Genomic DNA, 14,423 nt, shown 5'->3' with positions numbered 1-14,423 from the left:
CTCTTACCTCGTGCTCGTCGGACCCTGTCCTAGCTACCCAGCGACTCGGCCCACGGGTAGGACTTCAGGTACGGGTCCGGCTGAATCGGGGTGCCCGAATCCCAGACCGTGTAGATCAGGCCGTCGTTCCGGATCTCACCGATGCGCGCGGTCTTGGTGATGTGGTGGTTGGACCCGTCGATGGTGACCAGTCCCTCCGGTGCGGCGAACGTGACGCCGTCCGCGTTGTCCTGGATGTCCTTGGTGGCGAAGGAGTTCGCCTTCTCGACGGTGTTCTTCCACAGGTACACGGACGTGTAGGCGGCCTCCATCGGGTCGGACGTCGGCTTGTTCGCGCCGTACCGGGCCTTGTACGCGTCGACGAACTTCTTGTTCTCCGGCGTGTCGATGGTCTGGTAGTAGTTCCAGGCGGTCAGCTGTCCCTCGATGTTCTGGACGCCGATACCGCCGACCTCCTCCTCGGCGATCGACACCGACACGACGGGCATGTCGGCGGGCTTCAGGCCGACGTTCGCGTACTCGCGGAAGAACGCGACGTTGGAATCGCCGTTCAGGGTGTTGAAGACGGCGTCCGCATCGGCGGAGCGGACCTTGTTGACGATGGTCGAGAAGTCGGTGGAGCCGAGCGGGGTGTAGTCCTCGCCCTTGATCTCGATCCCGTTGGCCTCCGCGTACGCCTTGATGATGCGGTTGGCGGTCTGCGGGAACACGTAGTCGCTGCCCACCAGGTACAGCGACTTGACGCCCTTCTCCTTCAGGTAGTCGAGGGCGGGCACGATCTGCTGGTTGGTGGTGGCCCCGGTGTAGAAGATGTTCTTCGAATCCTCGAGCCCCTCGTACTGCACGGGGTAGTAGAGCAGCGAGTTGTTGTCCTCGAACACCGGCAGCATCGCCTTGCGGCTCGACGACGTCCAACCGCCGAACACGGCTGCGACGCAGTCACTGCTGATCAGCTTCTCCGCCTTCTCGGCGAACACGGTGGGCTCCGAGGCCCCGTCCTCCGCGACGATCTGGATCTTCTTGCCGAGCACGCCGCCCGAGTTGTTGATCTCGTCGACCGCGAGCGCGATCGAATCCCGGACGGTCACCTCGCTGATCGCCATCGTGCCGGACAGCGAGTTCAGTGACCCGACCTTGATCGTGTCCCCGGAGGTGTCCACACAGGACGCCGCGGTGGACTCGCCGGCCGTGTCGGACGCCTTGCTGCCACAACCGGTCAGCACGAGCCCGATGGCGGCGAGCGCGGTCGGTGCAGCGAGGGCGCGCTTGGAGAAGGTGCGCATGTACGGGCCTTTCCGTCGGAGGACTTGGGGACCTCCGCAACCCGGGACATGTATCCGCCCCACGTATACAGAGGTGTATTCGTGGGGCGAACATTAAGCGGCCGTTGTTGCGTCTGAATGTCTGTCGGTGACGTGTTCGTGACGCGAATTACGGTTACGTGAACAAGCGCTCACAGAGCCCCCGGCGTGGCCGGATGCTGCTGCCGCTGCGGCCAATGTCACACCGGTTCAGTCGGATTGAACCGATGTGACAAAGGACGAGTCAGCGGATCAGGTACGGCGAGACCGAACTCTGGTGCTCGCTGATGTCGAGTTGCTTGCCGAGCGGCGGGAACGCGCGCTGCGGGCAGTTGACGCGCTCGCACACCCGGCAGCCGGCGCCGATGGGGGTGCCCGGGTTGGAATCGTCGAGGTCGAGACCATCGCCGTAGACGAGGCGGTGGGCGTGCCGGATCTCGCAGCCGAGCCCGATCGCGAAGATCTTGGCGGGCTGGCCGTAGCGCTGAGCGCGACGTTCGACGGTGCGGGCGATCCACAGGTACCGGCGGCCGTCCGGCATCTGCGCGATCTGGTTCATGATCTTGCCGGGGTACGCGAACGTCTCGTACACGTTCCACAGCGGGCACGTGCCACCGCTGGTGGAGAAGTGGAACCCGGTGGCGGACTGCCGCTTCGACATGTTCCCGGCCCGGTCGACGCGGACGAACATGAACGGGACACCGCGCAGCTTCGGGCGCTGCAGCGTCGAGAGACGGTGACAGATCGTCTCGTAGCTCACCGAGTAGAACGCGGAGAGCCGCTCGATGTCGTACCGGAAGTCCTCGGCCACGTCGTGGAACTGGCCGTAGGGAAGCACCGTGGCCGCAGCGAAGTAGTTGGCCAGCCCGAGCCGGGCGAGCGCAACGGACTCGTCGCTCGTGAAGCCGCCCTCCGCCACCAGCTTGTCGAGCAGGTCGCCGTATTCGAGGAACGCGAGCTCGGTCGCGAACTTGAACACCTGCTGGCCGCCCGACAAATGCGGCGAGATCTCCAGCAGTCGGGATTCGGGGTCGTAGCGGTGCAGGACGTTCTCGCCGAGGTCGATGCGCCTGACGATCTGCACGTCGTGCACGGTCTGCAACCTGCGGGCGATCTCACCGCCGACGTCGCCGCGGTGGAATCGCATGCGCGCGGTCAGTTCCTCCGCCGCCGTGTCCAGTTCGTGCAGATAGTTCTGCCGCTGATAGAAGTAGTCGCGGACCTCTTCGTGCGGCATCGTGATCGAGCCGCTGCCGCTGCCGTCGCTGTAGCGGTCCTCCGTGGCGAGAGCCAGCTGCGCGGTGGTGTTGCGGAAGCGGCGGTGCATGTTGACCATCGCCTTCGCCAGACCCGGATGCGACGCCACCATCTCCGCGATCTCCTGGGCGTCCGCGTCGATGCCCATCTCCTGGTCCAGCGCCACCTCGCGCATCTCCGCGATCAGGCGCGTGTCGTCCTGGGACGAGAAGAACGTGGTGTCGACGCCGAACACCTCGCTGATCCGCAGCAGCACCGGCACCGTCAGCGGCCGGACGTCGTGCTCGATCTGATTGAGGTAGCTGGCGGAGATCTCCAGCGTCTTCGCCAGCGCCGCCTGGCTCAGTCCACGCTCGGTTCGGAGCTGACGCAACCGGGTGCCGACGAAGGTCTTGGACATACGGCAATGGTACCGGTGCAGGTCAGATGTGCGAACGGAACCTTCGCAAGATTCACTCGCGGGTCGGGACGCGATGACGCGGGGCGAACGTACCTCTGGGCGCACTGGAGGCGCTGAAAGGTACATTCGCCCGTGCTCAGGCCTTGTTCTCCGAGCGCGGCGCGCCGACGCCCGGGTCGATCTGGAACGGACCCGACGCGGACGGTGCGACGGGGAAGTCGAACATCGCCGTCGGCAGGTACACCGTCGAGCAGGAGTTCGGGATGTCCACCACCCCCGACAGCCGGCCCTCGATCGGTGCGGCGCCGAGCAGGAGGTAGGCCTGCTCGGGGCTGTACCCGAACTTGGTGAGGTAGTCGATCGCGTGGAGACAGGCCCGCTGATACGACAGGTGCGAGTCGAGGTACTTCTGTTCCCCGTCGAGGGTGACGGACGTTCCGGAGAACGCGAGCCACTCCGAGTACTGCGGGTCCGTGTTGCCGGGCATGAAGATCGCGTTCTCGGACACGCCGTACGTGTCCATGCCGCCCTTGATGATGTCGACGCGCAGGTCGATGAAGCCACCCATCTCGATGGCGCCGCAGAACGTGATCTCGCCGTCGCCCTGGGAGAAGTGCAGATCGCCGACGGACAGGTTCGCGCCGTCGACGAACACCGGGTAGAAGACGCGGCTGCCCTTGGTGAGGTTCTTGATGTCCTGGTTGCCGCCGTTCTCGCGTGGGGGCGCGGTGCGGGCGGCCTCGCCGGCGACGCGGTCGAAGTCGGCGCCCGACAGGGACCCGAGGACGGCGTCCTGCGGTTCGGGCGGCAGGGCGAGTGGGGGAACCCGGCCCGGGTCGGTGGCGATGAGCGCGCCCTCCCTCGCGTTCCACTTCGACAGGAGGGCGGCCGACGGCGCGGTGCCCATCAGTCCGGGGTGGACGATGCCGGTGAACGAGACGTGCGGGACGTGCCGCGACGTGGCGGTCTGACCGGAAAAGTCCCAGACGGCCTTGTAGGCGTCGGGGAACTGCTCGGTGAGGAATCCGCCGCCGTTGTGGCGGGAGAAGATCCCGGTGTACCCCCATCCCTGGCCTGCCAGCGGGCCGGAATCCTCCTGGGGGATCGGTCCGACGTCCAGGATGTCGACGATCAGCAGGTCGCCGGGCTTCGCGCCCTCCACGGCGAACGGTCCGGACAGTGTGTGAACCGTGGTGAGGGGCGCGTTCAGGATGTCGTCGGCGGAGTCGTCGTTGTGGATGGCGCCGTCGAACCATTCGCGGCAGTGCACGCGGAAGGAGTCGCCCGGTTTCACCGTGACTGCGGCCGGGATGTCCGGGTGCCAGCGGTTGTGGCCGACGATCGCCTGATCGGTGAACTTCTTCGAGGAATCGAGCGGAAACAGCAGTTCGGGCATGTGCGCTCCTTCGGTGACCGGTCAGGGACGAGGAAGTCGGCGGTGCAGCGGGTTGTTCGTGACGGGTGAACGCCCGGCCGTGGTCCCGGGCGGCGGACCGGTGACGACGTCCGGTTCGTGAGCCGACCTCTTCGTGCTGTCGAGGAGGTTCATCGCGGACGACGACCCGTGTCCGAGCCGCGGCGAGGACACGCGCCGGACGGCGTCGCGGTCGCATCGGGGGCAGCGGGTGGTGCCGGGTGCGTCGGCCATGGGGAACGACCGCTCGAACGAGCCGCAGTCGGCGGCGCATCGGAATTCGTACAGCGGCATCTGGTGCCCTTCGCCGGAGGAGACCATTCGAGGTCACGGTAACCGACCTGATTGGTGATTGCAGTCACAACGGCCGCGTCGAGGGGTATGCGGCGGCGGGAAGGCGAGGGGCGCAGGGGCGGAACTATCTGTGTACGACGAGTTGCGTGCATTTGGTTCACCACCTGCGGCTTTTTGCTACTGGCGAGTATTTTTCCTCTCCGATCGGGCAGGTATGGCGCCGAACTTTCTTAACAGTCTTTGCAAGGAGCTGTGAAAAGCTAGCCAAGATTGGCAGTAGCAACAGGTAGACGGCACTTTTTGCTTGTGTCACTCTGGGTAAGTACATACGAAGGGCCTGGCAAGGATGTGAAGCAGTACATCCGTACCGGACCAGCAGATCGAAGAGAGTGGAGTCTTGATGTCGACCACCGGCACCCCGAAGACCGCAGCTGAAATCCAGCAGGATTGGGACACCAACCCGCGCTGGAAGGGAGTAACCCGCAACTACACGGCGGAGCAGGTCGCCAAGCTCCAGGGCACCGTTGTCGAAGAGCAGACCCTCGCACGCCGTGGTTCCGAGATCCTCTGGGACCTCGTGAACAACGAGGACTACATCAACTCGCTGGGCGCGCTGACCGGTAACCAGGCCGTTCAGCAGGTCCGTGCAGGCCTCAAGGCCATCTACCTGTCCGGCTGGCAGGTCGCCGGTGACGCGAACCTGTCCGGACACACCTACCCCGACCAGAGCCTCTACCCGGCCAACTCGGTCCCGCAGGTCGTGCGCCGCATCAACAACGCCCTGCTGCGCGCCGACGAGATCGCCAAGGTCGAGGGCGACACCTCCGTCGACAACTGGCTCGCCCCGATCGTCGCCGACGGCGAAGCAGGTTTCGGTGGCGCGCTCAACGTCTACGAGCTGCAGAAGGCCATGATCGCGGCCGGCGTCGCCGGTTCGCACTGGGAAGACCAGCTCGCGTCGGAGAAGAAGTGCGGCCACCTCGGTGGCAAGGTCCTCATCCCCACGCAGCAGCACATCCGCACCCTGACCTCGGCTCGCCTCGCGGCCGACGTCGCGGACGTTCCCACCGTGGTCATCGCCCGCACCGATGCCGAGGCCGCGACCCTCATCACGTCCGACGTCGACGAGCGCGACCAGCAGTTCCTGGACGGCACCCGCACCGCCGAGGGCTTCTTCGGTGTCAAGAACGGCATCGAGCCCTGCATCGCTCGCGCCAAGGCCTACGCCCCGTACGCCGACCTCATCTGGATGGAGACCGGCGTGCCGGACCTCGAGGTCGCCAAGAAGTTCGCCGAGTCCGTTCGCAGCGAGTTCCCGGACCAGCTGCTCGCCTACAACTGCTCGCCGTCCTTCAACTGGAAGGCGCACCTGGACGACTCGACCATCGCGAAGTTCCAGAAGGAGCTCGGCGCGATGGGCTTCAAGTTCCAGTTCATCACCCTGGCCGGCTTCCACTCGCTCAACTACGGCATGTTCGACTTGGCCCACGGCTACGCCCGCGAGGGCATGACCGCCTTCGTCGACCTGCAGGAGCGCGAGTTCAAGGCCGCCGAGGAGCGTGGCTTCACCGCCATCAAGCACCAGCGTGAGGTCGGTGCCGGCTACTTCGACAGCATCGCCACCACGGTCGACCCCAACACCTCGACGGCTGCTCTGAAGGGATCCACCGAAGAGGGTCAGTTCCACTGAGCCTTGTCCTCCAAGGCTTCGACCGATCACGGTTTCACCTGATCAACCCGACCCCGGGGAGGGGCCTGTAACCGGGCCCCTCCCCGGGCGACGACTCCACTAGACGAAAAAGGAGCTGACGTGACCAGCGAAAAGATTCAGCGCGTCGGCGTGATCGGCGCCGGGATCATGGGTGCCGGAATCGCTGAGGTGTGTGCTCGCGCGCACGTCGACGTTCTGGTGTTCGAGCAGACCCGCGAGCTTGCGGCGGCGGGGCGTTCGCGCATCCTCCGTTCGCTCGACCGCGGAGTGAGCAGCGGCAAGATCACCGAGCGGGAACGTGAGCAGGCCGCCTGGCGGCTGCGGTTCACCTCCGATCTCGGTGATTTCGCGGACCGACAGCTCGTCGTGGAGGCCGTCGTCGAGGACGAGAAGGTGAAGAGCGAGATCTTCACCGAGCTCGACCAGGTCGTGACGGATCCGAACGCCGTACTGGCGTCCAACACGTCGTCGATCCCGATCATGAAGCTGGGCATCGCCACGAAGTCCCCGGAACGGGTCATCGGGATGCACTTCTTCAACCCCGTTCCGGTGCTTCCCCTCGTCGAGCTGGTGACCACGCTCAAGACGAGCAAATCGGTGTCCGAGCGGGCCGAGGCCTTCGCCAGCGATGTGCTGGGCAAGCAGGTCGTCCGTTCCGCGGACCGTTCCGGATTCGTCGTCAACGCCCTCCTGGTGCCCTACCTGCTCTCCGCAATCCGCATGGTGGAGTCCGGGTTCGCCACCAAGGAAGACATCGACAAGGCAACGGTTCTCGGCCTCGCACACCCGATGGGTCCGCTCGCGCTGACCGACCTGGTGGGCCTGGACACGGTCAAGTCCATCGCCGACTCCATGTACGAAGAGTTCAAGGAGCCCCTGTACTCGGCGCCGCCGCTGCTGCTTCGCATGGTCGAGGCCGGGTTGGTCGGCAAGAAGTCCGGAGCGGGCTTCTACGAGTACGGCGACAACGGTCGTGCCAGCAAGAAGGCCAGCTAGTAGGTAGGTAGGCGACTACACCTGTGCGCCTTTCACGACCACTGGCGGTTGTGAGAGGCGCACAGGTGCATCGAGCCCAGAGGCATACTCAGCCACTGGACTGAGTCCAGAAAGGTCGACCGCATGTCCAGCACCGCAGCATACGGATCCAGCATCCTGGGGTATCCCCGCATCGGACCTCGCCGCGAACTCAAGCGTGCCCTCGAGTCCTACTGGCACGGCACGAGCACGAAGGAAGAACTCGTCGCCGTCGCCCGGGACCTTCAGGAGGAGACGTGGAGCGAACTCGCCGCGACCGGTCTGACCCAGGTCCCGGGCAACACGTTCTCCTACTACGACCACGTACTCGACAACGCGCTGCTGTTCGGTGCCGTGCCCGAGCGGTTCGAGCCGCTCGAGAGTCAGCTCGATCCGCTGGACTTCTACTTCACGCTGGCCCGCGGCCGGCCGGACTTCCCGCCGCTCGAGCTGGTGCGGTTCTTCGGCACCAACTACCACTACCGTCAGCCCGAACTGGACGAGAACACCGAGTTCTCGCTGCGGTCCGAGACCGTGATGGACGAGTTCGAGCGGGCGAAGGCGCGCGGGATCGAACTACGTCCCGTCATCCTCGGCCCGGTGTCGCTGCTCCTGTTGTCGAAGGTCGGTCCGACGTCGAAGCGGCACGGCTTCTCGACCCTCGACCTGCTGGACAAGGTGCTGCCGGAGTACGAGCGGCTGTTCGAGCAGCTCGCGAAGGCGGGCGCCACGTGCGTTCAGCTGGACGAGCCGTCGTTCACCGAGGACCGCACACCGGAAGAACTGGCCGCGCTGGCCAAGGCGTACGAGAAGCTGTCGCACGCACCGCTGCGGCCCCGCATCCTCGTCACCGGTCCCTACGGGCATCTCGGGGAGGCGCTCGCCATCCTCGCCTCCACCAAGGTGGAGGCTCTGGGCCTCGATCTCGTCAGTCACCGGCTCAGCGCCGACGAGCTGGCGAAGATCCCGGGCATGAAGCGCAAGCGCATCTACGCCGGTGTGGTCGACGGCCGCAACGTGTGGCGCGTCGACCGGTACAACACGCTGACGTACCTGAACACGCTGAAGGACGTTGTGCCGGATCTCGTGGTGTCGACGTCGACGTCGTTGCTGCACGTGCCGTACGACGTGTTGTCCGAGTACGACATCCCGGGTGATGTCGCGGACCGGCTCGCGTTCGCGAAGCAGAAGGTCGGCGAGGTGGTCTCGCTGGCGAAGGCGCTCACCGAGGGGCCGTCCGACAAGTGGCGCAAGCGTCCCACGTCGGTGCACTTCAAGCTCAAGCACGCGGTGCGAGCACGGGTCAATGCGATCAAGCCGGGCGACCGCTTCCGGGTTCCGTACGAGGAGCGACGGGTCGCCCAGCAGGAGCGACTGAACCTGCCGCTCGTTCCGGCGACGACGCTGGGCTCGTTCCCGCAGACGGACGCGATCCGCCAGGCCCGGTACGAGCTGGGTGAGGGACGCCTCGAGTGGGAGGAGTACTACAAGCGGATCCAGGCCGAGATCGAAAGCACGATCCGTTTGCAGGAAGACATCGGTCTCGACGTCTTCGTGCACGGTGAGCACGAACGCAACGACATGGTGCAGTACTTCGCGGAGCTTCTCGAAGGGTATGCCTTCACCCACAACGGGTGGGTGCAGGCTTACGGCTCGCGGTGTACACGTCCGCCGATCCTCTACGGGGACGTGTCGCGGCCGAAGCCGATGACCGTCGAGTGGATTTCGTACGCGCAGTCGCTGACGGACAAGCCGGTCAAGGGCATGCTCACGGGTCCGGTGACGATGATCGCGCGGTCGTTCGTCCGCCAGGATCAGCCGCTGTACGAGACGGCAGACCAGTTGGCGCTGGTGATCCGTGACGAGATCGCCGACCTCGAGGCGGCGGGTATCGCGATCATCCAGGTCGACGAGCCGGCGATCCGGGAACTGCTGCCGTTGCGCGAGAACGGCCGCGAGGCGTATCTCGAGTGGGCGGTCGACGCATTCCGTCTCGCGACGGGCGGGGCGAAGCCGGAGACGCAGATCCACACGCATATCACGTACACGAGCCGGGCGTCGGTGGTCGACGCCATCGAACGGCTCGATGCGGACGTGACGGCGATCGTGGCGACGCGCTCCATCACGTGGGTGCTCGATGCCATCAAGGAGCGGGCGCTGACCCACGGTGTCGGTCCGGGTGTGTACGAGAGCCGGTCGGCCCGGATCCCGGACATCGACGAGTTGGACGAACTGCTCACGGAGGCGAGCGAGTCGATCTCACTCGAGCGGTTGTGGGCCAACCCGGACGGCGGACTGAAGACGCGGCACTACTGGCAGCTCGAGCCCTCGCTGCGCAATATGGTGGCGGCCGCGAAGCGTCTCCGCAGACGGGCCGAGAAGGAAGAATCCGAGGCCTGATTTCTCAGGCGTGTTCGGGGTCACCGCCTCTGCGGTGGCCCCGAACGTGCCTTCGGCCGCGCAAACATGTAGACGTGTAGGCCGCCACGAGTGGGGCAGCACGCGACGGCGCCTACGACCGCGTGGTCGGCAGCGACGTGCGGTACCGATTCGTGATCGACACGGCAACGATCTGACCTACGCATCACCGAGTTGATCTCGCAGTGACGCCAGTGTCTTCGCCAGCAACCGGGACACGTGCATCTGCGAGATGCCGACTCGGTCGGCGATCTGGGTCTGTGTCATGTTGCCGAAGAACCGCAGCATGAGGACGGTCCGCTCCCGTTCGGGGAGAGATTGGAGCAGGGGGCGCAGGGTTTCGTGGTTCTCGACGTCGTCCATCGCGGCGTCGTAGTCGCCGAGTGTCTCCACCATCGACAGCTCGCCGGTCCGGTCCGACGACGTGTTGTCGACGGAGACGGTCTGATACGCGTTGCCGGCGAGGAGCCCCTGCGCCACCTCCTCCTGTTCGAGGTCCAGGTGTTCGGCGAGTTCGCTGACGGTGGGGGCGTGACCGAGGCTCTGGGACAGTTCGGCGACGGCCTGGCTGAGCGCGAGGTGCAGTTCCTTCATCCGGCGGGGTACTCGCACGGCCCACCCGGTGTCGCGGAAGTGCCGTCGTACCTCGCCCATGATGGTGGGGACGGCGAACGACACGAAGTCGGATCCCCGCTCCACGTCGAACCGGTCGACCGAGTTGACCAGTCCGAGGCGCGCGACCTGAACCAGATCGTCGTGCGCCTCGCCGCGGCCGTCGAAGCGTCGCGCGATGTGTTCGGCGAGTGGGAGACAGCGCGTCACGACGGCGTCCCGCAGTCTGCGGCGCCGGGGATCGTCCTCGTCGAGGGCTGCCATCTGTTCGAAGAGTGCTGTGACGTCCTGATACTCGTCCGGCCAACGGGCCGTGTGCCCCCCACTGTGAGTATGGGACGTCACAGACTCAGGCCGTTCTTCACCTTGGTGAATTCCATGGTGGTCACGAAACCCGCGGTAGCGGGGTCGGGTTCCTGTTTCAGATCGACCGAATCGGTGAGGGCGTTGAGTACGTGCCAGGCGAACGAACGCTCGCCGAGGGAGCCGACCGACGTGGTGGTGCTCGATACGTCGACTCGCAGGGTGTTGTCGAGATATTGCAGCCGGCACACCAGAAGCGCGTCCGGTGTCGCGCGGACGATCAGCTGGGTACAGATCTCGTCCATGGCCAGTTTGATGTCGGCGATGGAGTCGAGGTCGAAATCTTCGTGGATGGCAACGGTTGCTGCCAGGGCGCGCAGTACGGAGAGCTGATCGGGCGTTGCTCGCACGCGCAGTTCGACGACGGGATGTGTGTGATCCTGGTCGGATTCGATTGTCTTGGCGATGGCCATGAGACCTCCGGGTCGGGCGTACCGTGCTGTCGGCGGGCGGTGGGTCGGCTCGCGCTGCTGAGAAGTCAGGGTAGCGATCCGGCGACACCGCAGGTGGAATACCGCAGAACAGGACCGATCAAACCAGTCCGATCAGTACGTTTGCCCGAGTAATGTTGGCGGCACGATCAGCGTTCCTGAGGCCCTCGGCAGGGTCATGGTGGTCACGGGAGACGAGTGGGATGCCTGACGAGATTCACCTGCACACGTTGACGAGTGCTGTCGAGGCTGTGCAGGCCGACGCGGTCGCCGTGTCGCTCGACTCGGTGCTCGAGTTGCTCGAGCCGGAGGACGAGACCGACGTCGCGCTGCACAGGCTGTGCCGTCGGGTAGTCCAGACGTTCCCGGGTGCGGCGATGGCCGGGATCACCGTTGTCCGAGCGACGGGTCCCGTCACGGTGGCCGCGACCTCGGACGAGCTCGCGGCACTCGAGGAGTTGCAGTACCGCCTCGGTGAGGGTCCTGCGCTCGACGCCGTACGCTCCGGCGAGACCGTGCGGGCCGACCGTGCCGCCGCGCACGAGAGGTGGCCGGCGTATGCCGCGAGTTCCGAACCGGCCGGCGTCCACAGCTATCTGTCCGTACCCCTGCCCGTCGCGGAGCAGTCCGCTGCGCTGAATCTGTACGGACTGCTGCCGCACGCCTTCCACCGGATGGACGAGTCGGCGCTGGAGCTGTACGTCGAGGCGGCTGCGGTCGCGGTGCGTAATGCCCGGCGGTACAGCGAGGCGAGAAACCTGATCGAGCAACTTCGTATCGCCCTCCGGTCCCGCGCCGTCATCGATCAGGCGAAGGGAATCGTGATGGCGTTGCGGGGTCTCGACGCCGAGACCGCGTTCGACGTCCTCGTCACGCGTTCGCAGCGGGAGAACGTCAAACTGCGCGTGGTCGCAGAACGTGTCGTCGCGGCTGTTTCGGCGCGTACAACCGTGCATAACGGTTTGTAATCGCTCACCAGGGCAAATGAGAGCTCGAGTATCTGTTATTTCCTTGTGACACATCACAGGCGGGAGTAGTCTCGAACCGAGGTTGAACACACAGCCGATGTCGGGAAGCGCTGCGGTAGCAGACGGTGTCATGTGTCCGAGGTCGGGTCTGTCTGCAGGTGCTCCGCTTCCCCTCTCAATGTTCGAGATGGGGTGAGCCATGTCTGTTGGTCCAGGGGTCCCAGAACCTGAAATGGCGTGTTCGGGCACGGAGTTCGGTACCACGTACAAGCCGAGGGTAACGCTCTCGGCTGTCGGTTCCGCTCCGACACGCTGTGCGAGCGCGGAATTCACTTCCGAGCGACTCGGGTCCGGGGTGATGTTGGTAGGGGTACGAGGCGAGATCGACCTGTTCAGTGCACCGGGGTTCCGCGACTACGTGTGCACGCGGATCTCGCCGGAGGGGCAGTTCATCCTCGACATGTCGCAGGTGGATTTCATCGGAACCGCGGGTCTGTCGGTGCTCGACACCGTCCACACGACGAACGTCCGGGACGGGCGGACGTGGGCGATGATCTGCGGCCGTCCCGTATATCGGCTGCTCAGAGCGGCGGGCCAGGAGTCGAGCTACCCCTGCTTCGCTTCCGTGGACAGTGCCCTCGGGGCCTGGCACGGCCGAACGGCCTGACCGTCCGAACCGGCGCCCGACTTTCAGTGGGCGCCGGTTCGACTCGTGCGCGGAGGGGCCGACACGCAGCGGCCGTAGGCGCGGAGAGTGTCGGTGGCGACCCGGTCCCACGAGTAGCGGGCGCGGGCGCGATCGCAGCCCGCCATGCCGTATCCCGTGCGCAGGGCGTCGTCGTCGAAGATCTGTCGCAGGGCCTCGGCCAGGCGGACCGGGTTGCGCGGTGAGATGAGGCGTCCGGTGATGCCGTCGACCACCGTGTCCCGCATCCCGCCGACGGCGGACGCCACCACCGGGGTGCCGCAGGCCATCGCCTCGAGCGGAACCATGCCGAACGGCTCGTACCACGGGGTGCACACGACGGCATCCGCCGAGCGCAGCAGCGAGGGCATGGCGTTTCTCGGCACGCGCCCGACGATCCGTACCCGGTTGCGCACCTTCGCCTCACGGGCCAGTGTCAACAGTCGCGACGCTTCGGGGTCGTCGGCGACGTCGTCGGCGGCCGGACCGCCCGCGATGACGAGTTCGGTGTCGGGGAAGTGGGAGAGTGCCTCGATCGCGGTGTCGAAGCCCTTGCTCGGCGCCAGTCGGCCGACCATGACGAGGCGATGGCGTTTACCCTTCTCGTCGGCCCGGCCGTCGGGCGTGAACTCGGCGACGTCGACGCCGGACGGAACCACGGACGTACGCGAGCGCGGCAGGCCGAGGTGGGAGAGTTCGAAGACCTCGTCCGTACACGTCGCCACCACCCGGGTGGCGCCGCGGGCGATCAACTGTTCCAAGTGAATTCGGTTGTGAGTGCTCGACGAATCCGCTCGCTCGAACCTCTGCTCGACCACCCCGAGCGCATGGAACGTCTGGACCACCGGAATGCCGAGCGTGCGGGCGGCGAGTTGCGTCGCGATCCCGGACATCCAGTAGTGGGCGTGGACGATGTCGGGCCGTTCGGATTCCCATTCGGTCTTGAGGAAGCTGCCGAATGCCCCCATCAGCGGCAGGATCTCGGCCTCGGACATCCGCCGCGCCGGCCCGACCGGCACGTGCACGACGGTGTACCCGCCCAGGGTGGTGACCCGCTCCGGGGCGTCCTCGCTGTCCGCCCGGGTGTAGACGGTGACGTCGTGACCCTCTCGTGTGAGGGCTGCCGACAGTTCGGCGAGGTGAATGCTCTGCCCCCCGACGTCGGCGCCGTCCGAGACGTCGAGAGGACTGGCGTTGGCCGAGACCATCGAAATCCTCAATCGTCTCGAGGTGCCGACGGCTGCCGTTCTCATCGGTTGCCCGCCGCACACGGGAGGTCTGGGTTCGCGATGAATGGCCGTCATGCCACGGGGATTCCCGAACTTCGGGTTTGTAAACCGACCGGCTAGCACTCTGTCACAGGACAGGTTGCACCAGCCGGCCGGTATTGCGTTCTAATACCAACGCCGCCTGCCGCCGACCGCACGTCCGGTGGCGCCGAGAATCCACAGGATCGCGCCGATCACCAGGAGGATGATGCCGATGGTCCACAGCCAGGTGAGGCCGGTGAGCCATCCGATCAGGAGCAAGATCAGTCCGAGCACGATCATGGCGT

At 65.8% G+C, this 14,423-nt stretch carries 13 protein-coding genes; 5 read left to right on the top strand and 8 right to left on the bottom strand.

Going from position 1 to position 14,423, the window contains the following annotated elements:
• Positions 1-29: 29 nt before the first annotated feature.
• From urtA to HGB39_RS13555, 4 genes are all read right to left on the bottom strand, one after another.
• Complete coding sequence (gene urtA, locus HGB39_RS13570) at positions 30-1,283, bottom strand: urea ABC transporter substrate-binding protein (RefSeq protein ID WP_005563339.1); 1,254 nt, start codon at positions 1,281-1,283, stop codon at positions 30-32.
• Positions 1,284-1,545: 262 nt separating this feature from the next.
• Positions 1,546-2,958, bottom strand: a complete 1,413-nt coding sequence (ramB, locus tag HGB39_RS13565; protein ID WP_005251841.1) for an acetate metabolism transcriptional regulator RamB — start codon at positions 2,956-2,958, stop codon at positions 1,546-1,548.
• Positions 2,959-3,094: 136 nt separating this feature from the next.
• Positions 3,095-4,354: a formamidase gene (gene fmdA, locus HGB39_RS13560; RefSeq protein ID WP_005563337.1), complete on the bottom strand. Its 1,260-nt coding sequence runs from the start codon at positions 4,352-4,354 to the stop codon at positions 3,095-3,097.
• A 21-nt stretch (positions 4,355-4,375) separates the two neighbouring features.
• Positions 4,376-4,693: an FmdB family zinc ribbon protein gene (locus HGB39_RS13555; protein ID WP_005563336.1), complete on the bottom strand. Its 318-nt coding sequence runs from the start codon at positions 4,691-4,693 to the stop codon at positions 4,376-4,378.
• A gap of 373 nt (positions 4,694-5,066) precedes the next feature.
• Between HGB39_RS13555 and aceA the strand changes: the two genes are divergently transcribed.
• The 3 genes from aceA to metE all read left to right on the top strand — a co-directional run bounded on the left by aceA (position 5,067) and on the right by metE (position 9,791).
• A complete protein-coding gene (aceA, locus tag HGB39_RS13550) occupies positions 5,067-6,356 on the top strand; it encodes an isocitrate lyase (RefSeq protein ID WP_005261078.1) in 1,290 nt (429 codons plus the stop codon).
• Positions 6,357-6,476: 120 nt separating this feature from the next.
• Complete coding sequence (locus HGB39_RS13545) at positions 6,477-7,373, top strand: 3-hydroxybutyryl-CoA dehydrogenase (protein WP_005261077.1); 897 nt, start codon at positions 6,477-6,479, stop codon at positions 7,371-7,373.
• Positions 7,374-7,496: 123 nt separating this feature from the next.
• Complete coding sequence (gene metE, locus HGB39_RS13540) at positions 7,497-9,791, top strand: 5-methyltetrahydropteroyltriglutamate--homocysteine S-methyltransferase (RefSeq protein WP_005261076.1); 2,295 nt, start codon at positions 7,497-7,499, stop codon at positions 9,789-9,791.
• A 177-nt stretch (positions 9,792-9,968) separates the two neighbouring features.
• Here the strand turns inward: metE and HGB39_RS13535 are convergent, their stop codons facing one another.
• Entirely contained in the window at positions 9,969-10,766 is a 798-nt protein-coding gene (locus HGB39_RS13535) for a SigB/SigF/SigG family RNA polymerase sigma factor (RefSeq protein ID WP_005261075.1), read from the bottom strand.
• Positions 10,763-11,197, bottom strand: a complete 435-nt coding sequence (locus tag HGB39_RS13530; protein WP_005563332.1) for an ATP-binding protein — start codon at positions 11,195-11,197, stop codon at positions 10,763-10,765. Before HGB39_RS13530 ends, HGB39_RS13535 begins: the two co-directional genes overlap by 4 nt.
• Positions 11,198-11,418: 221 nt before the next feature.
• On the opposite strand from HGB39_RS13530, the gene HGB39_RS13525 reads away from it, so the two are divergent.
• Complete coding sequence (locus HGB39_RS13525) at positions 11,419-12,183, top strand: GAF and ANTAR domain-containing protein (RefSeq protein WP_005563331.1); 765 nt, start codon at positions 11,419-11,421, stop codon at positions 12,181-12,183.
• 358 nt (positions 12,184-12,541) lie between these two features.
• Entirely contained in the window at positions 12,542-12,850 is a 309-nt protein-coding gene (locus tag HGB39_RS13520; protein WP_231137685.1) for an STAS domain-containing protein, read from the top strand.
• Between the two features lie 23 nt (positions 12,851-12,873).
• Here the strand turns inward: HGB39_RS13520 and HGB39_RS13515 are convergent, their stop codons facing one another.
• Positions 12,874-14,088, bottom strand: a complete 1,215-nt coding sequence (locus HGB39_RS13515; protein WP_039953064.1) for a glycosyltransferase — start codon at positions 14,086-14,088, stop codon at positions 12,874-12,876.
• Positions 14,089-14,262: 174 nt separating this feature from the next.
• The gene (locus HGB39_RS13510; RefSeq protein WP_005251863.1) at positions 14,263-14,418 is read right to left on the bottom strand and encodes a DUF6131 family protein; all 156 of its coding nucleotides are present in this window, start codon (positions 14,416-14,418) and stop codon (positions 14,263-14,265) included.
• Positions 14,419-14,423 lie beyond the last annotated feature (5 nt).

Source organism: Rhodococcus opacus (assembly GCF_012396235.1).
GTDB lineage: Bacteria > Actinomycetota > Actinomycetes > Mycobacteriales > Mycobacteriaceae > Rhodococcus_F > Rhodococcus_F opacus.
The sequence above is the reverse complement of the archived record's forward strand: the minus strand, read 5'-3'. Positions and strand labels throughout refer to the sequence as shown.

Excerpts from the sequence above, each read along its gene's own strand:
- fmdA (WP_005563337.1), bottom strand. The coding sequence starts at position 4,354 with ATGCCCGAACTGCTGTTTCCGCTCGATTCCTCGAAGAAGTTCACCGAT.
- aceA (WP_005261078.1), top strand. The coding sequence starts at position 5,067 with ATGTCGACCACCGGCACCCCGAAGACCGCAGCTGAAATCCAGCAGGAT.
- urtA (WP_005563339.1), bottom strand. The coding sequence starts at position 1,283 with ATGCGCACCTTCTCCAAGCGCGCCCTCGCTGCACCGACCGCGCTCGCC.
- HGB39_RS13520 (WP_231137685.1), top strand. The coding sequence starts at position 12,542 with ATGTTGGTAGGGGTACGAGGCGAGATCGACCTGTTCAGTGCACCGGGG.
- HGB39_RS13555 (WP_005563336.1), bottom strand. The coding sequence starts at position 4,693 with ATGGTCTCCTCCGGCGAAGGGCACCAGATGCCGCTGTACGAATTCCGA.
- metE (WP_005261076.1), top strand. The coding sequence starts at position 7,497 with ATGTCCAGCACCGCAGCATACGGATCCAGCATCCTGGGGTATCCCCGC.
- HGB39_RS13510 (WP_005251863.1), bottom strand. The coding sequence starts at position 14,418 with ATGATCGTGCTCGGACTGATCTTGCTCCTGATCGGATGGCTCACCGGC.
- HGB39_RS13530 (WP_005563332.1), bottom strand. The coding sequence starts at position 11,197 with ATGGCCATCGCCAAGACAATCGAATCCGACCAGGATCACACACATCCC.
- HGB39_RS13525 (WP_005563331.1), top strand. The coding sequence starts at position 11,419 with ATGCCTGACGAGATTCACCTGCACACGTTGACGAGTGCTGTCGAGGCT.
- ramB (WP_005251841.1), bottom strand. The coding sequence starts at position 2,958 with ATGTCCAAGACCTTCGTCGGCACCCGGTTGCGTCAGCTCCGAACCGAG.